The organism is Xanthomonas nasturtii (assembly GCF_023337365.3).
GTDB lineage: Bacteria > Pseudomonadota > Gammaproteobacteria > Xanthomonadales > Xanthomonadaceae > Xanthomonas > Xanthomonas nasturtii.
The window spans coordinates 4,621,366-4,645,422 of sequence record NZ_CP142084.2 but is presented as its reverse complement, the minus strand read 5'-3'; the positions used below and the strand labels follow the sequence as shown (position 1 = coordinate 4,645,422).

16 protein-coding genes and 4 pseudogenes are annotated in these 24,057 nt (G+C 63.5%); 13 read left to right on the top strand and 7 right to left on the bottom strand.

Annotation, left to right across the window (positions count from 1 at the left end; translation table 11 throughout):
• Window positions 1-162: 162 nt before the first annotated feature.
• Window positions 163-321 (bottom strand): DUF2256 domain-containing protein, encoded by a 159-nt coding sequence (locus M3O59_RS20380; RefSeq protein WP_116907062.1) that lies wholly within the window; start codon window positions 319-321, stop codon window positions 163-165.
• A gap of 214 nt (window positions 322-535) precedes the next feature.
• Here M3O59_RS20380 and M3O59_RS20375 point away from each other — a divergent pair.
• The 7 genes and pseudogenes from M3O59_RS20375 to M3O59_RS20345 all read left to right on the top strand — a co-directional run.
• Window positions 536-733, top strand: a pseudogene (locus M3O59_RS20375) (hypothetical protein); the annotation flags it as partial.
• 97 nt (window positions 734-830) lie between these two features.
• Entirely contained in the window at window positions 831-1,793 is a 963-nt protein-coding gene (locus M3O59_RS20370) for an IS1595 family transposase (protein WP_330462198.1), read from the top strand.
• A gap of 25 nt (window positions 1,794-1,818) precedes the next feature.
• Window positions 1,819-2,031, top strand: a complete 213-nt coding sequence (locus tag M3O59_RS20365; RefSeq protein ID WP_147308620.1) for a hypothetical protein — start codon at window positions 1,819-1,821, stop codon at window positions 2,029-2,031.
• A 26-nt stretch (window positions 2,032-2,057) separates the two neighbouring features.
• Window positions 2,058-2,489, top strand: coding sequence for a hypothetical protein (locus tag M3O59_RS20360; RefSeq protein ID WP_147308619.1), 432 nt, complete (start codon window positions 2,058-2,060; stop codon window positions 2,487-2,489).
• A 56-nt stretch (window positions 2,490-2,545) separates the two neighbouring features.
• Window positions 2,546-3,040 (top strand): annotated as a pseudogene (locus tag M3O59_RS20355) (RHS repeat-associated core domain-containing protein); the annotation flags it as partial.
• A 575-nt stretch (window positions 3,041-3,615) separates the two neighbouring features.
• Window positions 3,616-4,974, top strand: a complete 1,359-nt coding sequence (locus tag M3O59_RS20350) for an IS5 family transposase (protein WP_249061114.1) — start codon at window positions 3,616-3,618, stop codon at window positions 4,972-4,974.
• Window positions 4,975-5,012: 38 nt separating this feature from the next.
• A complete protein-coding gene (locus tag M3O59_RS20345; RefSeq protein ID WP_116907067.1) occupies window positions 5,013-5,336 on the top strand; it encodes a hypothetical protein in 324 nt (107 codons plus the stop codon).
• Between the two features lie 260 nt (window positions 5,337-5,596).
• Here the strand turns inward: M3O59_RS20345 and M3O59_RS20340 are convergent.
• Window positions 5,597-6,433: pseudogene (locus M3O59_RS20340) on the bottom strand (IS4 family transposase); the annotation flags it as partial.
• Window positions 6,434-6,498: 65 nt separating this feature from the next.
• Between M3O59_RS20340 and M3O59_RS20335 the strand changes: the two are divergent.
• Window positions 6,499-7,388, top strand: a pseudogene (locus M3O59_RS20335) (IS3 family transposase); the annotation flags it as partial.
• A 9-nt stretch (window positions 7,389-7,397) separates the two neighbouring features.
• On the opposite strand, the gene M3O59_RS20330 reads toward M3O59_RS20335, so the two are convergent.
• From M3O59_RS20330 to hemH, 3 genes are all read right to left on the bottom strand, one after another.
• A protein-coding gene (locus tag M3O59_RS20330; RefSeq protein WP_330462227.1) for an IS5 family transposase occupies window positions 7,398-8,161 on the bottom strand; the annotation gives its coding sequence in 2 pieces (ribosomal slippage) (window positions 7,398-7,846 and window positions 7,846-8,161; 765 coding nt in all).
• Between the two features lie 73 nt (window positions 8,162-8,234).
• The gene (locus tag M3O59_RS20325; RefSeq protein ID WP_116906649.1) at window positions 8,235-9,101 is read right to left on the bottom strand and encodes an alpha/beta fold hydrolase; all 867 of its coding nucleotides are present in this window, start codon (window positions 9,099-9,101) and stop codon (window positions 8,235-8,237) included.
• Entirely contained in the window at window positions 9,098-10,063 is a 966-nt protein-coding gene (gene hemH / locus M3O59_RS20320) for a ferrochelatase (protein WP_116906648.1), read from the bottom strand. The genes M3O59_RS20325 and hemH overlap by 4 nt, the downstream gene beginning before the upstream one ends.
• A 153-nt stretch (window positions 10,064-10,216) precedes the next feature.
• On the opposite strand from hemH, the gene M3O59_RS20315 reads away from it, so the two are divergent.
• From M3O59_RS20315 to tatC, 4 genes are all read left to right on the top strand, one after another.
• Entirely contained in the window at window positions 10,217-11,128 is a 912-nt protein-coding gene (locus tag M3O59_RS20315) for a lipid-binding SYLF domain-containing protein (protein ID WP_181920646.1), read from the top strand.
• A gap of 72 nt (window positions 11,129-11,200) precedes the next feature.
• On the top strand, window positions 11,201-11,428 hold the full coding sequence (gene tatA / locus M3O59_RS20310; protein ID WP_006449086.1) for a Sec-independent protein translocase subunit TatA: 228 nt from the start codon (window positions 11,201-11,203) through the stop codon (window positions 11,426-11,428).
• A 15-nt stretch (window positions 11,429-11,443) separates the two neighbouring features.
• Window positions 11,444-12,055: a Sec-independent protein translocase protein TatB gene (gene tatB / locus M3O59_RS20305; protein ID WP_116906646.1), complete on the top strand. Its 612-nt coding sequence runs from the start codon at window positions 11,444-11,446 to the stop codon at window positions 12,053-12,055.
• The gene (tatC, locus tag M3O59_RS20300; RefSeq protein ID WP_064631133.1) at window positions 12,052-12,807 is read left to right on the top strand and encodes a twin-arginine translocase subunit TatC; all 756 of its coding nucleotides are present in this window, start codon (window positions 12,052-12,054) and stop codon (window positions 12,805-12,807) included. Before tatB ends, tatC begins: the two co-directional genes overlap by 4 nt.
• Window positions 12,808-12,955: 148 nt before the next feature.
• Here the strand turns inward: tatC and M3O59_RS20295 are convergent, their stop codons facing one another.
• Window positions 12,956-13,855: a BPSS1780 family membrane protein gene (locus M3O59_RS20295; RefSeq protein WP_064631131.1), complete on the bottom strand. Its 900-nt coding sequence runs from the start codon at window positions 13,853-13,855 to the stop codon at window positions 12,956-12,958.
• A gap of 59 nt (window positions 13,856-13,914) precedes the next feature.
• Window positions 13,915-14,667: a glutamine amidotransferase gene (locus M3O59_RS20290; RefSeq protein ID WP_116906645.1), complete on the bottom strand. Its 753-nt coding sequence runs from the start codon at window positions 14,665-14,667 to the stop codon at window positions 13,915-13,917.
• A gap of 470 nt (window positions 14,668-15,137) precedes the next feature.
• Between M3O59_RS20290 and xopAD the strand changes: the two genes are divergently transcribed.
• On the top strand, window positions 15,138-23,708 hold the full coding sequence (gene xopAD / locus M3O59_RS20285; protein ID WP_181920645.1) for a XopAD/skwp family type III secretion system effector: 8,571 nt from the start codon (window positions 15,138-15,140) through the stop codon (window positions 23,706-23,708).
• The last annotated feature ends 349 nt before the right edge of the window (window positions 23,709-24,057 follow it).

The window sequence follows — 24,057 nt, the reverse complement described above, 5'->3', positions numbered from 1 at the left end:
GTCCAACTTCCGGGGGTCACTTCAGAACGGCGCCCCGAAGAACGGCGCAGGGAAGAAATAACGGCATCGGCAAATCCCAGCGGAAGCGCAAGCTGCACGTAGGCGAGTGCGTGCACGCACCAGCGGCCTGCAGGTAAGCAGCCTGCGCCGAGCAGGTGCCGGCTACGGAGCAGGGCGCTGGCGCTTGCTCTCGCCCCTGCAGCGGTCAGAGCAGTACTTCACCTCATCCCACACGCGCTCCCACTTCTTGCGCCAACGAAATGGCCGGCCGCATCGAACGCATACCTTTTCCGGTAGATCCTGTTTTTTACGTGTCGCCATTTGGTCGGGGAATCTGAAAGACGTGTCGCTACTGTGGGACGCCAGCATGTCATAGCATGCGCAATGCGGAAATCCGTGTGCGACAAAGCACGGCCGAGCAAGGCATGGATGCAGTCTTGCTTTGTTATAGTGCTGGGGCAGCAGGTTGATAACACGCCCGGGATACCAGAACACGCTGCGCGACACATGTTCCCCCTCTCAAACAAGGACGTTCGTGAAATCATTTTTGCTGATCGCGTCGGCACTTCTTTACGTTGTTGCGCTGTGTCTTCCTGCACTGGACGGGGGCGCGGATCAAGTAGGTGGCCTGATCATCCTGTTGTTTGGCTGGATCCAGATACTGGACGGCCAATGTATTGCATGGGTGAGCAATCTGCTGTTCTTTGGCGCCTGGCTCTGTTACTTCGTCAAATTTTATCCTGATTAGCCCCATCGCTCAGCCGGCGGTTGCAGGATTTGCGACAAGTCAGTTGGACAATGACCCCACGTGAAGACAGCAGGGGTGGGACGTGGGTATCAACATCGTGCAGTTTCAGCCTGGATTGTCGATGAGCGAGTTCGTGGATGGCTACGGAACCGAAGCCAAGTGTTACCGGGCGTTGTATCGGTGGCGCTGGCCGACCGGATTTTGCTGCCCGCAGTGCGAGGGGCGCGCGCGTTCGCGCTTTCGACGTGATGGGCTGGTGTACTACCAATGCCGGGCGTGCCGGCATCAAACAACCCTGCGTGCCGGCACGCTGTTCCAGTCCAGCAAGCTGCCCTTGCGCTTGTGGATGCAGGCGATCTACCTGCTGACCTCCAGCAAGACCAACGTGGCAGCGCTGGAGTTGAAGCGGCATCTTGGCGTGAACTACAAGGCGGCCTGGCGCATGAAGCACAAGATCATGCAGGCGATGGTCGAGCGCGAAGAACCGCGAAAACTCAGCGGATTCGTGCAAATCGACGATGCGTATCTGGGTGGGGAACGCACCGGCGGCAAGCGCGGACGAGGGTCGGAGAACAAACAGCCGTTCGTGATCGCGGTGCAAGTGGACCACAACCACGAACATCCTATCTTCGCGGTGATCGAGCCGGTGAAAGCCTTTGACAACGCCTCGCTGAAGGACTGGATCGAACGACGTCTGGAGCCGGAATGCGAGGTCTACAGCGACGGGCTGGCGTGTTTCCGCCGTCTGGAGGAGGCCGGGCATGCCCACACCACCCTGGACACCGGCGGTGGCCGTGCCGCAACCGACGTCCAGGGGGCGCGTTGGTTGAATGTGGTGTTGGCCAACGTCAAACGTGCCATCAGCGGCACCTACCATGCGGTGCGCCAAGCCAAGTATGCGCGGCGCTACCTGGCCGAAGCGGCCTATCGATTCAACCGCAGGTTTCATCTGGAGCAAATGCTGCCGCGACTGGCGACGGCGCTGATGCGCTGCATGCCTTGCCCAGAGCGCGTTTTGCGCATGGCAAGCAACTTCCATGGCTGAGGGATGGGGCTAATCAGGAAAAGGTATGGGTAGTAAGGTAAAGGTTATTATTTTGAACACTAATGCTAGCCAAGAGGCGAAGTTTAAGGATTTAGCTGAAGAGATAAGCGATCCGCGAGGTTTATTTTGCGCGGACTCCGTTTCTTCAGTAATGTCCGGCTACTGTTACATTAGTCATACGTTTCTTCCAGGAAAATTAGCAGAAATGGCTGACGAAGCAAAAAGAAGAGAATCGTAAAATACCTGTCCTGGCGAGGAATAGCGATGAAAAACTCTTTCTCTCTTTTAATGTTGGGAGCTGCTCTTTCATTAACTTATTTGGCAATTTCTTTTTATGTATGGCCTTATTCTGTGTCATCGGTTATTAAAAGCGATGGAATGGCCTTTGGTTACAAAATTATTTTTGCCTTGTCTTTCGCTATGCTCCCCATAACTATTTCGAATATTTCAGGTGAATTATCGGTTCAGATTCTTGTTGGCGTAATTCTAGGGGCTGTTTTGGGGTTGATATCTACTTTTGTGGTTGCGGTGTGGTCTTCCGGATATAGTTATTATTTAAAATCAATAAGGGGCGGGGGTTTGTACGAGTTAATATTGCTTCATGTGGCAATTTCTTTGGTATTGGGTGGTTGGCTGTTTGGTGCGGGAGCTGGATTGGCGACAGGCATTCATTTTAGGATAAGGAGCCGGAGCTAGTTTTAAATATGTTTGCGATAGTGCAGCGTGGTCATTAGATGCTGGTATAACGCTAAGGTGAGGAGGTGAGCCGTTATCTGGGCACCACCAACACCTATACGCTCTACGACGAGGCCGGCCACTGGCTCGGCGACTACGACACCAACGGTGCACCCAAGCAACAAGCGATCTGGTTGGACGACCTGCCGGTGGGCCTGCTGGCCAACGGTGGTCAATTGCACTACATCGAACCCGACCACCTAGGCAGCCCGCGTGTGGTCGTGGATGCCGCCCGCGACGTAGCCGTATGGAACTGGAGCCTGAAAGGCGAAGCCTTCGGCAACACCGCGCCCAACCAGGATCCGGATGGAGATGGCACTGCGATGGTGTTCGACATGCGTTTCCCAGGGCAGCGGTTTGATGCGGCCAGCGGGTTCAATCAGAACTACTTTCGGGATTATGATGCGGCGACTGGTCGGTATGGGCAGAGTGATCCGATTGGGTTGAATGGAGGGCTTTCGACATATGCCTATGTCGGGGGTAACCCGGTTGCGCAGATAGATCCTTCAGGCTTGGACTTCTTGGTGATCGGTGGCGGCGTTAGAGACGGCAGCATTAATTTCTTCGGTCATGTCGGTATGGCTATAACTGGCAACGGCATGTTCAGTTATGGGAACGATACGCCGCTTGGGGGTTCTGTTATTGGCTATCTGCAGAGCCAAAGCCAGTTCCGTAATCAGACGGTTACAGTCGTTCCAGCCACGGCAGCACAGGACGCTGCCGCTACGAAATATCTAGGCCTGAACCACTCAGATAAGAATGATGTTGGCTACTTGGATAACTGCGCAGTCAGAACTAACGAGGGCTTGATGGCCGGAGGCAAGCCATCCCTCCAATCCCCATTTCCTGGCGGTCTATCACGTGCAGCGGGAACCCTGCCTGGCGCTCAAACTTTCTTCATCCCGCAGCGCGGTCCTATTCCACAGGGATTGTTAAAAATTCTGCCTGTCTTTGATCGGGGTCCATTATTAGTCGCCCCTGAAAAACCCCCAAACCACATCCATTGCAGGGCGTCCCCCGCATTTTCGGCGTGCTGGAACTGCCAGTTTTCGTTACTGTACGCGCTGGTTTCTGGCAGTTTTCGCCCATGCGTACACGCCGTCCTGCCGCCGAGCAGTTGCCTGCCGATGAGTTGTTTCGTTCGCGTCTGGAAAACCAGATCGACCTGCGCCATCCACTGGTTCAGCTGAGCCATCGGCTGCCGTGGAGTGCGTTGGAGCAGGCGCTATTGCCGCGATTGCCGGCCACAACTGCCAGCGGCGGACGGCCCGGCCTGCCGATGCGTCTGATCGCCGGGCTGCTCTACCTCAAGCACGCCTACGACCTGTCCGACGAGGCCGTATGCGCGCGCTGGCTGGAAAATCCGTACTGGCAGTTCTTCACCGGCGAGGTGGTATTCCAGACCTGCTTGCCGTGCGATCCCAGTTCCCTGACACGTTGGCGACAGCGTCTGGGCGAAGCGGGCATGGAAGAGCTATTGGCGCACACGATCAACACCGCGCATGCGATGAAGGCGGTGGATGCACGCGAGTTGTCGCGGGTGATCGTGGACACCACCGTGCAGGAAAAGGCGATCGCCCATCCCACCGACAGCCGGCTGCTGGAGGTGGCGCGCAAGAAGCTGGTGCTGCTGGCCAAGCGCCACGGCATCGCACTACGACAGACCTATGCGCGGCAAGGCCCGGTCTTGAGCCGCAAGGCCGGGCGCTATGCGCATGCGCGCCAGTTCAAGCGCATGCACAAGGTGCTGCGACGCCAACGCACGCTCCTGGGACGCGTATTACGCGATCTGCAACGCAAGCTGGACCCCTTGGTGCGTGAGCGCATCAGTGTCTGGCTGGAACGCGCACAACGGGTGTTGACACAACGCCCCAAGGACAAGCAAAAGCTCTACGCCCTGCATGCGCCGGAAGTGGAATGCATGAGCAAGGGCAAGGCGAGGACACCTTACGAATTTGGCGTCAAGGTCGGCATTGCGGTGAGTGCGCGCAAAGGCTTGATCGTGGGCGCGCGCAGTTTTCCCGGCAATCCTTACGACGGCGATACGTTGGCCGAGCAGCTGGAGCAGACGCGTGGGTTGCTGCAGGATGTGAATGTGACCCCGCAGGTAGCGATCGTGGACCTGGGGTATCGCGGACGTGAGGTAGATGGCGTGCAGATCCTGCATCGCGGCAAGGCCAAGACGCTGACACGACGGCAATGGAGCTGGATCAAACGCCGGCAAGCGGTGGAGCCGGTGATTGGACATCTGAAACAGGACTGCCGCTTGAATCGCTGCTATCTAAAGGGTGCCCAAGGCGATGCACTACACGTGCTCGGCTGCGCCGCCGGCTACAACCTGCGCTGGCTGATGCGCTGGATCGCCTTTTTGCGTGCCTGGTTGCAGGCGATGGCAGGGGCATCCTTGAGCCTGGTGCACCGGTCGCCGCTGACCTTTGGTGCTTGAAGGGGATTTTTCAGGGGCGACTTATTAGAGGGTGGAGAATGAAGATTGTCGTGCTGTTACTGGTATGTGGCGCAGTTATATATTTAGCCACCTGCTCTGGACTTTCGGCAAGCAAGTCGCACGCGTTCGAAGTCATTAAACATGGCGATAGCCGAGAAGCCGTCGTTGATGCGCTTGGCGTTCCAGATGTGCGCGAACTACCGGGAAAGCTATTTGCGCGTTATGCGAGCAAACCTTGCGAAGGCTCATGCAAGGAACGTCTATGGTTTGAGAACAAGCTGAGCTTAGGAATTGAAGCTTGGTCTGTGGAGCTAGACCAGGATGATCACGTCATAGACAAGGCGCATTGGCACTCGCCGTAGACGATCATGCTTCTTTTTTAGTGTGATAGGTCGGGGTGCGCTTACGAATCCCCAAAGAACGGGGTCAGTCTGACTGTAAAGCCAATCTGACTCCGTTTCTCCCCATCGCTATGCCACATGTCTTTTGTTGTAACGGACGGTCGCTGCAAAGATGCGGCCATAGCACATGGTGATGGGTGGCTGGACCGCTACAAAGGCGGGATGTTTTTCAGAAACTTGCAGCTAAGGAACAGGGTCAGGTTCTTAGGTATCCCCACGTTTTACAGCACCAACGTCATCTGCTCGCGCACTGCGTCGGGCAGTGTGCGTAAGCGTTCTAGCCAGCGTGAGACCGGTTCCATCGGCCAGCGCCTGACCAACGCCTCGCGGCCGACACGCAGTGTCGAATAGAGCTTGCGGGTGCTGTTGCGCGGCGACAGCCACTGCGCGATGCCGGTGGCTTCGCAGCCCAGTCCTGCCAGCCAACTGGCGAAGGTGGCCAGCGTATTGAGCAACAACAGGATCTGCAGCCGCTCACCGCGTCGGGTCAAGCTGTCTTCCATCGCCTGGCCGTAGCGATGTGACTTCAGATCACGAAATGCCAGCTCGATCTGCATACGTCGTGCATACAGGTTGACCAATTGCTTCGCGCTGGGTGCTTGTAACTGCGGTGATGCAACGATCAACCACGGCTCGCGCTCACGCGCTGCTGCTTTCAGGCTCGATGATGCACGCGAGACGTTGGCAGGTGAGCGCCGGTTGCGGTGCTGACGCCCTTTTCGTGCTTTGGCATAGAGCACCAGGCGGCAATTGAGTGGATCGCTACGATTGATCTGCATCGGTGGTAATTCGTTTGCACGGTTGGAAGCCAATGCATGCAGGTTCCGGCTATCGATCCATTGCGTTACATCATCGGGCACGGCTTGCGGCTTGACCTGCGTGTGTCCGCGCAGTCGCCCGACCCAATCCCAGCCCATCGCCGACACCGCACGAAACCATGGCGTGCGGAAGCCGGCATCAGTGACCAGGATCGGACGCACATCGTCTGGAATCAATGCGCGCAGTTGCTGCAAGAAACGCTTCTCCGCGCCAGGAGAGCCTTGTTGCTTTCCCGGCGACGCCCCCCCGATTTTGAGTAGCGCCGCAGTTTGGAGTCCAATTCCCTACCCGAAGGAGATTGGACGTGAAGAAGCGTTTTACTGACGAGCAGGTCATCGGCTTTCTGCGTGAGGCCGAAAGCGGCGTGGCGATCAAGGACCTGTGCCGGCGCCATGGCTTCAGCGAGGCCTCCTACTACCTGTGGCGCAGCAAGTTTGGCGGGATGAGCGTGCCCGATGCCAAGCGACTCAAGGACCTGGAGGCAGAGAACACGCGCCTGAAGAAGCTGCTCGCCGAGCAGGTGTTCCAGAACGATCTGATCAAGGAGGCGCTGCAAAAAAAATGGTGAGCGCACCGGCGCGTCGTGCGCTGGTGCGCGAGTGGATGGGGCGAGGGGCCAGCGAGCGTTGCGCGTTGGCCGCGATCGGCATGAGCGCCAGTGCGCTGCGCTATTGCCCGCGCGAGGACCGCAACGTTGCGCTACGCGAGCGCATCGTGGAACTGGCGCATCGCCACAAGCGCTACGGCGTGGGGATGATCTATCTCAAGCTGCGCCAGGAAGGGCGCCTGGTGAACTACAAGCGTGTGGAGCGCTTGTACCGCGAGCAGCAGCTGCAAGTCCGCCGCCGCAAGCGCAAGAAAGTGCCAGTGGGCGAGCGTCAGCCGCTGCTGCGGCCATTGCAGGCAAACCAGGTGTGGTCGATGGACTTTGTGTTCGACCGCACCGCCGACGGCCGGGCGATCAAGTGCCTGGTGATCGTGGACGATGCTACGCACGAAGCGGTCGCCATCGAGGTGGAGCGTGCAATCTCGGGCCATGGCGTGACGCGTGTGCTGGAGCGGCTCGCCATCAGCCGCGGCTTGCCAACGGTGATCCGCACCGACAACGGCAAGGAGTTTTGCGGCAAGGCAATGGTGGCCTGGGCGCATGCGCGTGGCGTGCAGCTGCGGCTGATCCAACCCGGCAAGCCAAACTAGGGCCTGTTAACACATCCGAAGTCCATCAACGACAAGGATGAAGCTTAAGAATCCGAGGAACATGACATCCAGCTTTTCGAAGCGCGAGAAAATCCGGCGGTAGCCCTTCAAGCGACGAAACAGCCTCTCCACTTCGTTGCGCCGCTTGTACATTTCTCGGTCGTACTCCCAGGGCTCGACCCGATTGGCTTTTGGCGGGACCACCGGGACGTAGCCAAGATCAAGCGCTAGTTGGCGCGTCTCATTGCCTTCGTAAGCACGATCCATCAACAAATGAATCGGTCGCTCCACAGGCCCAAGGTGTTCAAGCAACGTGCGGCCCGCAGGTGCGTCATGGGCGTTGCCAGGCGTCAATCCGAACGTGATCGCTGTTCGAGCATCTGCGGCAACCATATGAATCTTGGTATTCCATCCGCCGCGCGATTTACCGATGGATTGTGGGCCGTTTTTTTTAACGCACCAGTCCCATCCGGATGCACCTTGATGCTGGTAGAGTCCAGCGAGACCGCCTCGATTTTGATGCGCACGATGTGGGACTTCTGCAGTTCAGCAAACATCCGGTCCAGCACACCTGCCTTGGCCCAACGGTTCATGCGTGTGTACACCGTGTGCCAATTGCCAAAGCGCTTGGGCAGGCCGCGCCATTTGCAGCCATGCTCGGCAACATAAAGGATGGCATTGACTACTTGCAGGTTGGTCATGCCGACATTGCCGCGCTGCCTCGGCAGACACTGTTCGATGAGAGAAAATTGTGCGGGTGTGATTTCCATGCGCAATAGTTTAACCGCTCAAATCATTAGTGTTAACAGGCTCTAGTTCACCTGCATGCTGTGCATGCGTGCATCACGCGTTCGGCAACGCCTGCAAGAACCCATTGATCACCGCCGCCACCGCTTGCGGCGTTTCCATGTGCACATGGTGCGTGCCCGGCAGCAGCGCCAGGCGCGCGTCGGGCACCATCGCCACGCGGTGGTCGCGCAGCGTATCGGAGAAATACGGTTGCGCCGGCGTGGCGAAGATCGCCTGGGTTGGGCACACGATGGAAGCCAGCACCGCGTCGATCTGCGCCTCGGTCATCCGGATGGCGGTGGGCAGGGTCAGGCGTGGGTCGGTGCACCAGCTATAGCCGCCTTCCACCACACGCAGGCCGCGTTCCGCCAACAGCCGTGCGGCCGGTTCGGTGAGCTGGTTGGCCATCATGCGTGCGCGCACCGGTGCCTCCATCGAGGCGAACACCCGCAGCGGCCGCTGCGGCAGGTTGCGCGTCGAACGTACCGAATCGCGCAGGCGTTCGGCCGTGCTCTCTACCGGCTCGGCCAGGGCGCCCAGCGCCTCGATGGCCACCAGCGCCTCGATGCGTTCCGGCGCGGCGGCGGCCATCAGGCTGGCGACGCCGCCACCGAGCGAATGGCCCAACAACGTGAACCGGTCCCAGCCCAACGCATCGGCCACCTGCAACAGGTTGTGGATCGCGCTGCTGAGCGTGTATTCGGCGCCCACCGGCAGCCACGCACTGTGGCCATGGCCGGGCAGATCCAGTAACACCAGATCCAGCTCCTGCGCGTGCAGATGCGCGCTCAGCGGTACGAAGCTGGCGGCGTTATCGAGCCAGCCATGCAGGGCCAGTACCCGGCGCGCGCCGCGATCCGGGTTGCGCAGTCCGGTAACCCGGCCAATGGCCAGCTCGCACGCAAACGGCTCCAACCTCACGCGCGACGCGCCACGGCCGCCAGTTCCTGCGCATGCGCATCGCTGGCGTTGAGGCAGGGGATATAGCTGAGCGTGGCGCCGCGTTCGGCCAGCGTTTCGGCAAAACCCAGCGCCACTTCTTCCAGTGTTTCCAGGCAGTCGGTGGCAAAGCCCGGGCAGACCAGATCGAAACTGCGCACGCCGCCTTCGGCCAATGCCCACAAGGTCGGTTCGGCGTAGGGTTGCAACCAGCGTTCGGCGCCGAAGCGCGACTGGTAGCCCATCTGCCATTCGTCCGCGCCCAGGCCCAGTGCCGCCACAATCGCCTGCGCACTGCGCTCGCACTGCTGCGGATACGGGTCGCCGGCATTGGCCACGCGCTGCGGCAGGCCATGGAAGGAGAACATCAGCTTCTCGCTGCGCCCATGCGCCTGCCAATGCGCGCGGATGGAGTCGGCTATCGCCGCCACCCAGCCAGCGTCTTCGCAGTAGTCCTGGATGACCTGCACCGCAATCTCCGGCGCGCTCGGGCGCCAGGCATCCACCACGTCCTGGATCGAGGCGGTGGTGGTGGTGGAGTACTGCGGGTACAGCGGCAACACCACGATGCGCTTGATGCCGCGCGCGCGCAGCCCATCCAGCGTTTTGCGCAATGCCGGCTCGCCGTAGCGCATCGCCCATTCCACATGCCAGTCGGGCATCGCCGTTTTCAGGCCTTCGGCCAGGCGGCGCGTGTACACCGCCAGCGGCGAACCGTCCGGCAGCCACACCTTGGCGTATTTTTCGGCCGATTTGGGCCCGCGGATCGGCAGGATCACCCCGTACAACAGCGGCTTCCAGAACAGCGGCGGAATCGCGACCACGCGGCGGTCGCTGAGAAACTCGGCCAGGTAGCGGCGCACGGCCGGGGCGGTCGGCGATTCGGGGGTGCCGAGGTTGACGACCAGCAGGGCGGTATCAGGAGTGGTGTTCATGCGTGCCATTCTGGCAGAGCCGGGCAGAACTGCCGAGAACACTGCACCAATGGCGACGATCGGTCGCGCCTTCTACCCGGTTTGCGCTCACCACCGATTCATTGCGCCAGCACTACCGTCGCGGCATTGCTATCTTTGACGGAATATCCCTTGGAGCTTGTCATGCCTCGTTTGTCGCGCCTGGCCCTGTTGTTGTCGCTGACCTTCGCCGCCGGCCACGCCGTCGCCGGCCCGGAAGAAGACCAGCGCGCACGTAATGCGGTGCGGGTGCTCAACGAGATCATGAAGATCCCCGAGCAGTCCATCCCGGACAAGCTGCTCGACGAGGCGCGCGCCATCGTGGTCATCCCCGACACGCTCAAGGCCGGCCTGGTGATCGGCGGCCGCCGCGGGCACGGTGTGATGTCGATGAAGAACGCCGACGGCAGCTGGTCGCAGCCGGTGTTCGTCAAGCTCACCGGCGGCAGCATCGGCTTCCAGGCCGGCGTGCAGTCGTCCGACGTGGTGCTGGTGTTCCGCAACGACCGCAGCCTGGACAACATCGTCAACGGCAAGTTCACCCTCGGCGCCGATGCCGGCGTGGCCGCAGGCCCGGTGGGCCGCAACGCCGCGGCCGCCACCGATGGCCAGCTCAAGGCAGAAATCTGGTCGTGGTCGCGTGCCCGCGGCCTGTTCGCCGGCGTGGCGCTGGATGGCGCGGTGCTGCAGATCGACGATGCCGCCGACCTCAACGCCTACGGCAGCGGCGCCACCCCGCGCATGATCTTCGAAGGCCGCACCAACGAGCGCCCGTCCACCGATGTGATCGCCTTCCGCGACAGGCTGGAAGAAGTCACCTACATCGCGCGCGCCAATCGCACCAGCGATGGCGACAGCGACAGCGGCGAGACCCCGCCGCCGCCGCCGCCGGCGCGCGCGGCTAGCGCCGCCCCGGCAGCGCAATCGGCCCCGCCGCCGGCCAGCGAGGCCAGCACGGTACCGATGCAGCCCAGCACCACGCCGCCGCCGCAACAGGGATTCCAGCCGGTCTCCGATGGCGAAATTCGCACCGAATCGCTGGACGGCAACCGCTAAACCGCTGTCATCCCCCTGCGCGGTGCGCTGGGGTATCCTGCGTCTTCCTTCTTTTCAGCAAGCGAGCAGATCATGGGCGGTTTCAGCATTTGGCACTGGCTGATCGTGCTGGTGATCGTGTTGCTGGTGTTCGGTACCAAGCGGCTCACCAGCGGTGCCAAGGATCTCGGCAGCGCGGTCAAGGAATTCAAGAAAGGCATGCACGACGACGACAAGCCGGCCGCAAAGCTTGGCGACGACGCACGCACGGCCGAGCAGGCGCGTGAGGCGCAAGCCGAACGCGACCGCGACGCGCGCTGATCCGGAGCGGCGTCGGTGTTTGACATAGGTGTTGGCGAACTGACGCTCATTGCGGTCGTCGCCCTGGTGGTGCTCGGTCCCGAGCGTCTGCCCAAGGCGGCCCGGTTTGCCGGATTGTGGGTGCGCCGCGCGCGCATGCAATGGGATTCGGTCAAGCAGGAACTGGAGCGTGAGCTGGAAGCCGAAGAACTCAAGCGCAGCCTGCAGGACGTGCAGACCTCGCTGCGCGAGGCCGAAGACCAGTTGCGCAACAAGCAGCAGCACCTGGAGCAGGGCGCCCGCGCGCTGCACGACGATGTCGGCCGCGATATCGATATCCGCAGCAGCGCCACGCCGGTGGCAACGCCGCTGGAACTGGCGCATGCAGACTTATCTTCCAGTCCTGCTATCGATACGGCAGCAGGCGCAACGGATGCGGCAGGAACTGCACACACCGCGCCGGTGATTGCGCAGGCTCAACCCATTGCGCCTGCGCCGCATCAAACCCCGGTCCCGGCTCCCCACGACACGCGAGTGCCGGCGCCGCATGCCGCGCATCTCACCAGCGCGCCTGCGTCGGCAGGCGTCGCGCCAGTCGATGTGGGCACACCTGCTGCGCCAACCCAGATCCAGGAGAAACAGCCGTGAGCCTGTTCGACGACGCACAGGCCGAAAGCAGTCTGATCGAGCATCTGATCGAATTACGCGCCCGCCTGGTCCGCGCGCTGATCGGCCTGGGCGTGGTGTTGCTGGCCTTGCTGCCGTTCTCGCGGGCGATCTATTCGTGGCTGGCCGCGCCGCTGGTCTCGCAGCTGCCGCTGGGGCAGACGATGATCGCGATGAACCCGGCCGGCGCGTTCTTCGCCCCGCTCAAGCTGACCTTTTTCGTAGCGGTGTTTTTCAGCGTGCCGTGGCTGCTGTACCAGGCCTGGGCATTCGTGGCGCCGGGTTTGTATCAGCGCGAAAAGAAACTGGCATTCCCACTGCTGGCCTCGGCGGTGGCGCTGTTCTACATCGGCTGCGCGTTCGCGTATTTCCTGGTGTTGCCGGCGGTGTTCCACTTCCTGACCACGTTCAAGCCGGACGTGATCGCCATTACCCCGGACGCCAATTCCTACCTGGATTTCGTGTTGGCGATCTTCTTCGCCTTCGGCGCGAGTTTCGAATTGCCGGTGGCGCTGGTGATCCTGGTGCTGCTGGGCTGGGTCACGCCGAAACAGCTCAGCGAAGGCCGCGGCTACGCCATCGTCGGCATCTTCATCCTGGCCGCCGTGCTCACCCCACCGGACGTGGTCTCGCAGCTGATGCTGGCCATCCCGATGTGCCTGCTCTACGAGCTGGGCATCATCGCCTCGCGGGCTGTGGGGCCGAAGGATACTGCGTCCAACGCTGCTGGCTGAGGGATAGAGGTGATGTTCTTGATGCCGTGGCCGATGCCCTAAACACGAGAATCTGGCGTCGGCAGGGCTCCACCATTCACCCTGGAAAAACAAAAAAGCCGCTCTTTCGAGCGGCTTTTTTATCAGGGATCGGCAGTGCCAGCCTGGCTCAAGCCGCAAACACATCCGGGCGCGAGGGCGGAGTGGGCTGAGCGACGGCGCCTTCGTGGCTGAACATCTGCTTCCAGGCGGCGTAGACCGAGCCGGCGAACACCGGCATCAGCACCGCCATCAGCAGCAGCTGGGCCAGCCACATCGCCACGGTCTGGCCGGCGACCAGGCCGACGATCAGGGCGACGATCATCACCGCAAAATAGATCGCAAAGATGGCGATGAAGGCGAGCACGAAGAACACCAGCATCGCCGGCAGGTTATGCAGACTGGCGCGCAGGCTTTCGCGCAGCGCGTGGCCGCCGGTGCTGCGGTCGAACATCACCTGCGGCGGCATCACGAACAGCGCCAGCGTCATCGCCGCAAAGGTGGCGATGGTCAGCAGCAGCCACAGCAGGATGCGCCCGGCCGGCAGGCTGGCGGCCAGTTGCTCGATCTGCACCGGGTCCGGCTGCGCACCGGACTGGCTGATCTGGTTGATCTTGTTCATCACCTCCGCCAGCTGCTGCAGCCCGCTGGCACCGATCATCGCCAGCAGCAGCACGCCCAGCAGCAGGCCGGCAATCAGCTGCGGCAGCAGCGATACCAGCAGATGCGGCGCGCGGCCATCCTGCAGGCCGTGCAGCAGATGCGATGGTTTGGCGATGCGGCCTTCGTCGACCTCGCGAATCGCCCACAACATGCCGCCCATGAATAACGGGCCGGCCAGCACCAGCAGGAACTGCAGTGCCGAGCCCAGCAGCGGGACCAGCAGCGACAGCGACACCACCAGCGAGGCGGCCACGCTCCAGATCACCCCCAGCGAGCCAAGCGCCAGCGGCGCCCGCTTCAACAGCGAGAAACCGGTCAACAGCCATTCTGCGCCGGCAGATGCCGGCACCTTGCGAATTTCGCTCATTCCCATTCCGAATCGATACGCGCGCCGGACCATCCGGCGTACCGCGATTATCGCTGCTTTTATGTGTGCGCGGCGGAATGAGCGTGCACTGTTTGCATGCCGCGTGCGTGGTGCACGAACCGGCGCAGCAGCTTGCGGGCGACCGGTGCGGCGGTGACCTCGCGGGCGACCGTGCGGGCGCAACGGCCATGGCGGGCGATGCATTCGGCACGCGCACGGACATAGCCGCGCATGTGGTGGGTGGCAAATTCGGGGTGGAACTGCACGCCCCAGGTGGCCCGGCCCCAACGGAATGCGTGGCAGCGGTCCTGCTGCGAATGCGCCAGCACGACGGCGCCGTCCGGTGCGCGCACCACCGTCTGCAGATGCGTGGCATGGGCCGGAAACTGCGCCGGAAGGCCTGCAAACAAAGGGTCTTGCTCGGCCGGCGGGTGCAGTTCCAGCGCGATGGTGCCCGATTCGCGCCCGGCCGGGTTGTAGTCGACCTCACCGCCGAGCGCGTGCGCCAGCAACTGGTGCCCGTAGCAGATGCCCAGCAGCGGCATGCCCTGATGGGCGGCGGTACGCAGCCATTCGGCACTGCGTTCGCTCCAGTCGGCGCGGTCGGTGACGAACGCGGCCGAGCCACTGACAATGGCGCCGGCAAAGCCGGCGGGGTCCGGCAGAGGGTCGCCATTGGCGACGTCGATGGCCACGGTTTCCTGCTCGGCCAGCCCGGCCGCCACCCGGATCCAGTGCGGAAAACGGCCGTAGCGCTTCATCTCCGGCACGGGGTGCCCGGTTTCGATGATCAGGAACGGCAAAACAGACATGCGCGAAGACCCGGACACGACAGATGCCCCCGATTGTAGGCGGCAGGGGCGTGTTTTTTTCAAGCGGCACTCCAGGACGCGTGCTGCGGGTCATTGCCGAATGACATGTCCTGATTCCCTCGCAGCTGGTTGGCGGTGGTGGTGACGGGCGTTGCCGGCGGTGGCACGCCGTATATATCGGCAGAAAAGCGCATGACTGGACTGACAGGGCCTTGGTGCCGTCGCTGTGGTCAGGTTGACGCAAGGTTCGGCTGGATTGATATGGAAAAACGTCGAATCGTGCATAGCAATCAACACACTGTGCTTGACGGCTGCGGAGCACGTCACCGTGCCGGCGTGCTGCATCCCAGGCGTTCATCCATGCAATGTGCTGGGAGCCACTTGTCCAATACGCAGCGCGCGTCGCACACGTCGTCGATACTTCGTATCGAACAAGTCGCTCGCGGGCAGGTTGACTAAAAATTTTGGGCATGAAAACCCATGCCACCCATCCAACTGCATTCCGCACAAACTCGCCTTACGCTCCTGAAGAAAAGCCCAGGCTAACGAAGGATCAGGCAGCGGCCAGCACCAGCGGCACGCATCAACCCCTTGAACTGCCGCCTAGAAAACGGCGGAGGATGGAGTCGGATGACCGAGGAGCGTCGACGCGCGACAGGCAGCCCCCGGCCGTAAAAAACGAGCGCATTAAAACCGAGCGGTACCCCGACAAGGTGAGCGCCGACGTCGGCGCCTCTTCATCGCATCGTCGGCCCCAACGACCGACGCAGCATGGTTTGGAAACAAGGGAAAATTTTCGACCGACCGAGCGGCAACCCGAGCGAATCGTAGGAAAACGCTCGCGCGAAGAGCAAGAACCCGATCGCCAGTCAAAGCGCTCAGGCCATGGCACGCGGCTGACAGCCGAACTGCGCAGGGCCGAAGATCATCTGGACGTGGCGGCACAAAAACGGCTACAGGCGCAGCGACAGCAACAGCGGCGACAGTTGAGCGAGCCTCACGGAATCGGGCGGAACCACAACGCCGGCCTGTGCGTATCGATGGCATGCGACAACGAGCTGGCCGATCGCATGCGTGGCGGGATGGCGTTGCCCTTCCTGGAAGAGAGTTTGCATGCGCAAGTCAACGCCAGTCGGCTCGACAAATACCTTCAGCTGGTTGCCAATGCACGGCGCGGCAGGGGGGTAACGCCATCCCGCGATCTCGATCGTTGCACCGAGCTTGCAGCGCAGTACCTCTACCAGACCGGGTGGTTCGAAGGCACATCGCTAACGCAGCTGGCGCATGTGGGCAACAAGCTGAGCAAGCACCCGCACCAGCCCGCGTGCATGGAGGCAATCGCGTGGATCGCAGGGCAAGTCGATCAGGCCGATGATCTTTTGGGGCTGGGTAGCTACCCGTCCGTTCTGCTCCTGAACGCCTTCGCAAAAAATATCGACAGCGGTCGGTGTGAACGCGCGGTGGCGCGTGTGGCACGTCACCTGCTGCGTGATGACCACGCCTGGCAGTCTCTGAATGGGCAGCAGATCAGCCTGGCACTCAATACCTTCAGCAAGTGGTCCGATCATCCGGATTGCCAGGTCGCGGCGCATCGGCTCGCCGCGCGTGTTGCAAGCGACAACCGCTTGCGTCATACGATGGATGCCCAGGGCGTGGCAACCACGCTCAACGCCCTGAGCAAATGGCCCGACACGTCGGTCTGTGGAGCCGCCGTCGGCGCGCTGGCCGAGCGGCTGGCCGACGAACCCGAGTTGCGCGAGGACCTCAGTCCGCAAGAACTGACCAATGCGCTCAATGCCCTGAGCAAATGGCCCAATTCTCCGGTCTGTGCGGCCGCCGCCAGTGTGCTGGCCGAGCGGCTGACCGACGAGCCCGCGTTGTGCGCGGCTCTGGATCCCATCAACGTGGCGCAAGCGCTCAACGCCCTGAGCAAATGGCCCATTTCGCTGGTCTGTGCGGCCGCCGCAAGCGTGCTGGCCGGGCGGCTGACCGACAAGCCCGCGTTGTGCGCGGCCTTGCATGGGCAAGGCGTGTCCAATGTGCTCAACGCCCTGAGCAAATGGCCCGACGACGCGGTCGGTGCGGCCGCCGTCGCTGCGCTCGCCAGGCAGCTCGCAGACGATCCCGAGCTGCGCGAAGACTTGTACCCGCAAGGCGTGTCCAACGTACTTAACGCCCTGAGCAAATGGCCCGATACGCCGGTCTGCGCAGAGGCCGCCAGTGCGCTGGCCGAGCGGTTGGTCGACGATCCCGAGTTGCGCCAGGCCCTGGACCGCCAAGGCGTGGCGAACGTGCTCAACGCGTTGAGCAAATGGCCCGATACGCCGATCTGTGGGCAGGCCGTCAGTGCGTTGGCCTGGCGGCTGGCCCATGAGCCGGAGTTGTGTACGGCCCTCGACGCGATCAACCTGACCCAAGCGCTGGGTGCCGTGAGCAAATGGCCCGACGACCAGGTGTGTGCGTCCGCCGGCAGCGCGCTGGCCGCGCGGCTGGCATGCGAGCCCGATGTGTGCGACGCCCTGAAGCCGCAAGAAGTGGTCACCGCGCTCCATGCCCTGAGCAAATGGCCTGACAACGAGGTCTGCGCGTCCGCCGGCAGCGCGCTGGCCAAGCGGCTCACCGATCCTGCTGTGTGCGTGGCGCTCGACCCGCTGCTGATGGCCGTCGCGCTCAAAGCCTTGAGCAAGTGGTCCGACAATGCGAGCTGTGCGGCCGCCACCAGCGCACTGGCCCAGCGGCTGGCATGCGAGCCCGATTTGCGCACGGCGCTCCACCCGCAAAGCGTGATCGCCGCGCTCAACGCCCTATGCAAATGGCCCGACATGGCCGATTGCGCCGAGGCCGTCAGCGCGCTGGCCGAGCGCCTGGCCGACGATCCCGGCTTGCGCGAGGCACTCAACGCGGTAGACCTGACCAACGCGTTGAATGCCTTGAGCAAATGGCCAAACAACCAGGCCTGTGCCGAAGCCGCCAGTGCGCTAGCCAGGCGCGTCGTCGACGATGGCCTGTTGCGCACTGCCTTCAATTCACTGGACGTGGCCAATGCGTTGAATGCCTTGAGCAAATGGCCCGACAAAGCGGACTGTGCGGCCGCCGCCAATGCGCTGGCCGGCCGGCTGGCCGACGATCCGGAGTTACGCACGGCCTTCAATCCATTTGACGTGGCCACCGGACTCAACGCCCTGAGCAAATGGCCCGACAACGAAGATTGTGCTGCGGCGGCCAGTGCACTGGCCGCACGACTGGTCGACGATCCTAGGTTGCGTAACGCCCTGGACCCGCAAGCCTTGGCCATCACGCTCAACGCCCTGAGCAAATGGCCCGACACGACGGTCTGTGGCGACGCGGTCAACGCATTGGCCGCGCGGCTGGCATCCGAGCCCGATGTGCGCCAAGCGCTCAAGCCGCAAGAGGTGGCCAACGCGCTCCATGCCCTGAGCAAATGGCCGGACAACCAGGTGTGTGCGGCAGCCGCCCGCGCGCTGGCCGAGCGGCTGGCCGACGACCCTGGGTTGGTCCAGGGGCTGGACCCGCAAGGCGTGGCAAGCGTGCTCTATGCCCTGAGCAAGTGGTCCGACACGCCAATCTGTGGGGCCGCCGTCAGCGCGCTGGCCAAGCGGCTGGCCAACGAGCCCCGGCTGTGCAAATCCCTGGAGCCCCACCACGTGGCGAGCGTGCTCAACGCCCTGAGCAAGTGGTTCGGCACGCCTGTCTGTGCGGCTGCCGCCAGTGCGCTGGCCGGGCGGCTGGCCGACGATCTGGAGTTACGCCAGGCCCTGACCCCGCATGGCGTGGCGACCGTGCTCAACGCCCTGAGCAAATGGCCCGACACGCCGTTCTGTGGTGACGCGGTCCACGCGCTGGCCGAGCGGCTGACCAACGACCCCGAGTTGTGCGGGGCCCTCGACTTTTCCAGCGTGCCCCTAGTGCTCAACGCCCTGAGCAAATGGCCCGACACGCCGGTCTGTGGCGACGCGGCCCACGCGCTGGCCGAGCGGCTGACCAACGACCCCGAGTTGTGCGGGGCCCTCGACTTTTCCGGCGTGCCCCTAGTGCTCAACGCCCTGAGCAAATGGCCCGACACGCCGGTCTGTGGCGACGCGGTCTACGCGCTCGCCGCGCGGCTGGCCGACGATCCCGGGTTACGCCATGCCCTGGACCCGCAAGGCATTGCCAATGCGCTCGGCGCCATGAGCAAATGGCCCGCCGACGAGAGCTGTGCAGCCGCCGCCATGGCGCTGGTCGCGCGGCTGACCGACGATCCGGACTTGCGCAAGGGCTTCGGCCCTATCGACGCGACCCAAGCGCTCAACGCCCTGAGCAAATGGCCCGGCTCCCCGGCCTGCGAGACAGCCACCGACCTGTTGGCTGCGAAGCTGGCCAACGAGCCCGGCTTGCGCAAGGCCCTGGACGCGCAAGGCGTGGCCATCGCGCTCAACGCGCTGAGCAAATGTCTCGCCAGGCCGGTGTGCCACTCGGCATTCGTGCTGCTCGCCGAGCGCGCAGGCTCGGCCGAGCAGCCGTGGCGGCAGTTCCAGATGCGTGGGATCGCGGTGATGGCCAACGCGATGTCCCGGCTGCTGCACCTAGACGATGAGGACGATGAGCCGTTCCGGACGTTGGGTATCGCCAAGCTGCAGGCGATGGCCGGCCACCTCGACCTGCACCGCGAGCGGTTTGCGTCCGCCTCGGCCGCCGAAATCGGCGTGCTCTTCAAGGCCCTTGCATCGGCGGGGCTGCAACGCCAGATGCGTCCGCTGGGGGAGCCGGCGCTGGAGCGGGTGTCGGCCCTCATCGGGGACGATGGATTACGCCAGGCCAGCCTTGAGGGGATCGGCAGCCTGTGCATGGGACTGTTGCCGCTGATCCGCAGTCCGGAGCTCAGGCCCCGCCATCGGGGCCAGGCATTGCGTGTGTTCGATGCGTTGCAGCCCATCGTCGCACGCAAGATCGACCTTTATCTGCGTGGCGGCGAGAAGGGCGCGTCGGCCGACATCGAAGAACATGCAACACGCTGCCCGGCGCTGACCTTCTACCAGGTGCTCAAGGCCTACGCGGTGGTGAGCCGGCAATGGAAAGCGCGCCATCTTGACGGCCCGCGCAAGCAGCTGCGCCAGCGCCGCGACGAGCTGGTGAAGTGGGTGGACCTGACGCTGGCGCGCACGCGCGAGGCGATCGAGGTGGACCTCGGCGAGATGAGCTGGAACCTGATCGCGCAGATCGAGGCCGGCGAGCAGGTGTTCGACGCCCTGGACCTGCGCATGGCCAAGGACGCGCCGACGATCACCCAGGCCCATCCACCGACCCGCTTCGACCTGGACAGTGGGCGCTTGAGCATGTCCACGGTTCCCGGTCGGCCGGTGGCGCCGGCGCCCGGCCGCGGCAGCACGACCCATGTGGTGGTCGATCTGGTGGGCAAGGAGCTGTCGACCAATCGGTCCGAATCGGACAAGCCGTACTCGCTGTTTGCACGCCTGACCGGGCTGCCGCTGGTGGAGGTGCAATTGCCTGGTGACATATCGACCTTCATGCTCGCGCGGACGTTCAACTACAACGGCGAGCCCTGGCGCTTGGACCTGTTCGGCGGCAGCCGCGCCGCGCGCAGCAAATCCGGTAGCAGCAGTCTGGTGATTTCCCAACGCAAGGAGTCAGCGTCGCTGTTGCCGGCATTCCGCTATGCCGACACCGCCCCGGGCAGCAGCCTGATGCAGCTGGCCGCCAAGCTCGCTCCGCAACGCGAGGACTGGTCGCGCATGCAGCGCTCGCTGCTGGAGATGGTGCCCAGTGACCATGTCGTGGAGGGCACGCTGCGCCTGGGCGTGTTCGATGACGTCGAGGGCCCTGCGCATCCGTTCAAGCCGTTGGCGGTGGATGGCACTGCCCTGGCGCTGTGCCCCAACGATGGCTGCGGTTTCCTGAAACTGGAGGCGGCCTTGTCCATTCCGGCCTTCCGCAAGCACTACGATGCCTGGCACGCAGTGCAGGCGAACCAGGCCACCGAGGAGCAGCGCGAGCTGGTGGCCAAGGACAAGGGCCCTTCGCTGATGCCAGCGCAGGCGCTGCACCATTACCCGCGCGATGCGGCGGCACTGGAAGAGGCGCACGCGGCGATGCAGGACCGGCTGCAGACACTGGAGCCGACGGGCGATGACCCGTTGTGGGTCTACCGGCCGCTGATCAGCGGCGGCTACCAGGGGCAGCGGGTGCGGGCGGTGCCTTCGGCCGACGACAAGGTGCATCTGCCGCTGCAGCGCAGTCAGGCCTTCGACCTGGCCGGCGGCCCGCTGCTGCTCGGCAAGCCCCCCTACGACAAGGAGAATCTGCTGCCGGTGCCGGAGCAACGCATCGCCACCGTGGCCAAGGGCGACGCCACCGCCGCGTTCCTCTCGCGGTGCTTCGGCATCCAGTACAGCTACACCGGTTTCGATGATCGTTCCGGCGCCGATCCGCAGATGCTGCACAGCAAGGGCATGCTGGTGGTGGTGCCCGAGCAGCAGTGGCCGGCCGCGTTCAGCGAAACCGACCTGGCCTGCTCCAAGGAAGATCTGAAGACGCTGTCGTGCTGGACGAGCGGCCGCGACCGCGGTGCCTTGCCGCGCGACATCCTCAGCACCGGCAGCCTGCGGCTCAAGGACATCGTGGAGCCTGGGCGCCTGGGCGCACTGCCGATTGACGAGTTGCGCAAACGCAACATGGATACCGACGGCGACGACGCGTTTGTCTACGCAGGCTACCCCAAGCTGGCGGCGCTGATTTCGCGGGTGATGGTGGATCGCCAGGCCCTGCGCGGCCGGCAACAGTCCTTCAAGCCGCCGAAGACGGCCACGCCGGCCATCGAGCCGGTCACCGGCCACTACCAGCCCGGGCGGCTGTCGGAGATCATGTCCCTCAAGCGCGGTCAGCGCATCACCTCGGCGGCGGCCACGCTGGCGTCGCGTTTCATGGCGCAACCGGACGCGCTGCGTGAAGCGATGGCGCGCGACATGATGTTCGGCACCTACGATGGCATCGAGCGCGAGTTGCGCAACGGTTTGCGCGAGCTGCTCGAAGAGCCGGCCCGCGATCCAGTGGTGTTGGCCACGCTGCGCGTGCAGGCGCGCGATGCGATCGAGCGCGCGCATCTGCCCGAAGCGCGGGAAGCGGCCGCATTGCTGCACGCGCAGCTGCTTGCGCTTGAGACGGGCTCGGCCGCCGACAGCGCCGCGCCGGCGTTGCCCGAGGCCTTGGCCGAGGCGTTTCCCGGCCTGGCCAAGGCCTACGCGGCCGCCTCTGGCGTGCAGGCGCGCATCCACGCCATCCTGGACAACTACCCGGTGTGCCGGCTATCGCATGCGCAGTTTCCGGATGGGCAACCCGGGCTGGTCCCCGGCGAGCCGGAACTGACCATGCGCAACCTGTTCACCATTGCCATCAAGGTCGGCACCGATGCGCTGAAGTCCGACACCGGCACGGCGTTGTTCGCCAAGATCGTGGAGGCCTGCGAACGGTCCGAGCGCAGCTTCGCAGAGCGGGTCCGCGTCCCGCCATACAGCAGGGCGACCGCCCGGGCCATGCAGGACGGGCGCTTCGATCCCGAACAGACCAAGCTGCTGCTGCAGCGCATGCCATCGATGGCCGCTGGCGTCATGGAAGACGCGCTCGAGGCGCTACAGCAGGCCGGCTGGATCGCCCGCTCGCAGCCGCCGGCCGAGCGGCTGCGCGCCGTGCAGCCGCAGGACATTGCGGCTGAGGCACAGGCCTTGCTCGGGCGCGCTCGCCAGATGGAGCCGCAGGTCACCGACATGCTGCAGCGCATTGCCGCCCGCCATGGTGGGCAACTGGCCGGCACGCAGCATCAACTGAAGTCCTACGGCTCGTTGCAGGAAAAGCTCAAGCAGCGGGTGGCACTGAAAAAGCAGACGCTGGAAGAAGCGGCGGCGGGCGTCAACGATGCGCTGCGCTACAGCGTGGTGCTGGAACCGCAGGACTTCACCACCGGTCTGCGTGCCACGCTGGCTGCGCTGGACGATCAGGGCCATGCACGGGTCAAGCTGACCAATCAATTCACCGATTACCCGCCAGTCTTCAAGGCCATCAACGTCACGCTGCGCAGCCCGGAGGGTGCACTGTGGGAGATCCAGTTCCACACGCCGGAGACCTTCGCGCTCAAGGAGCGCTTCCACGATCTGTACAAGCGCGCCCATGCGCTGGCGGTTGGCGGTGCGTCGCGGGCCGAGCAACGCACCTTGCAGGCGCCTGCACTGGAGGCCTTCAAGCGCGTGGCCTCGCCGCCAGGATGCGAGGAGATCGACAACTGGCAGGAAGAGACCGTGCCGGCGTTGCCAAGCGCGACGCCCACGCCCGGCGCCGAGCAGACTGCCGGCATTGCAGACCCATCGTCGGCATCCGGTGTGTTCGACACCGCCGCAAGCAAGCAAGCGGCGCTGACCCCTGTGCTCGACACGCTGGCCGAAGGCTTGGGCGCGCGGCTCTGGGGCAACGTACGCTACGACGCCAAGCAGGGTCGGATCGAGCAGGTGCAACAGGCCCCGTTCCAGAAATCGGTCGCCTCGATCAAGGACAAGATCCGGCACCATCTGCGCGCCGGCATGACTGCCGAACAGGCCGTGCAGAGCGTGGGCGATGCGCTGCGCTATGCGCTTGAGCTGCCGTCCGAGGGTTTCGTGATCAAGGTGCTGGCGGCACAGGACGCACTGCGTCGGCAAGGAATCACGTGCGTGAACCTGAAAAATTACTTCACCTCGGGAGACGGCACCTACCGGGGCATCAATGCCAGCTTCACCGACGCCGAGGGCTACGCGTTTGAAGTGCAGTTCCACACGGCCGAGAGTTTCAACGCCAAGGCGCAAACGCACCTGCCTTACAAGCGGATGCAGTTGGCGCAGAGCAGGCTGGCCAAGCAGCAGCAAAAACCTCAACCCGATCCGGTCAGGCAGGCAAAACTGACGCAGGAGATCGCAGCGCACCAAAAGGCCATGCACGAGATGACCGCCAAGGTGCGCAAACCCGCCGGGGTCGGGCGTCTGGGAGCGCGTGCATGAGGCCAATCCATCTTCCGGAACGTGGACAAGTGCGACAGTTGGAAAGATCGAGCTGCGGGCCAGATGGCGTCTCCACCATGACGGCATGAGCGCCGAGTTGCACTGGTGCGGCAACATCGAGCGCGTGCGTCGGTCGTCGTCATCGCGATCGAGCCCTCGGCGTACGAAAACGGCGTGGAAACCGGGCACGCTTCTGCGTGCGTGCCCACCGACAACGTGCCTGAGCGAAAACGGGCGATCGGCAGGGATCGGTCCCACTGTGCGCAAAAAATTCTCTACTCAATCCTCCGACCCTCGATGCCTTGCGGCCTCGAGAATCCCCCGATCATGCACGCGCGTGCCAGTCGCC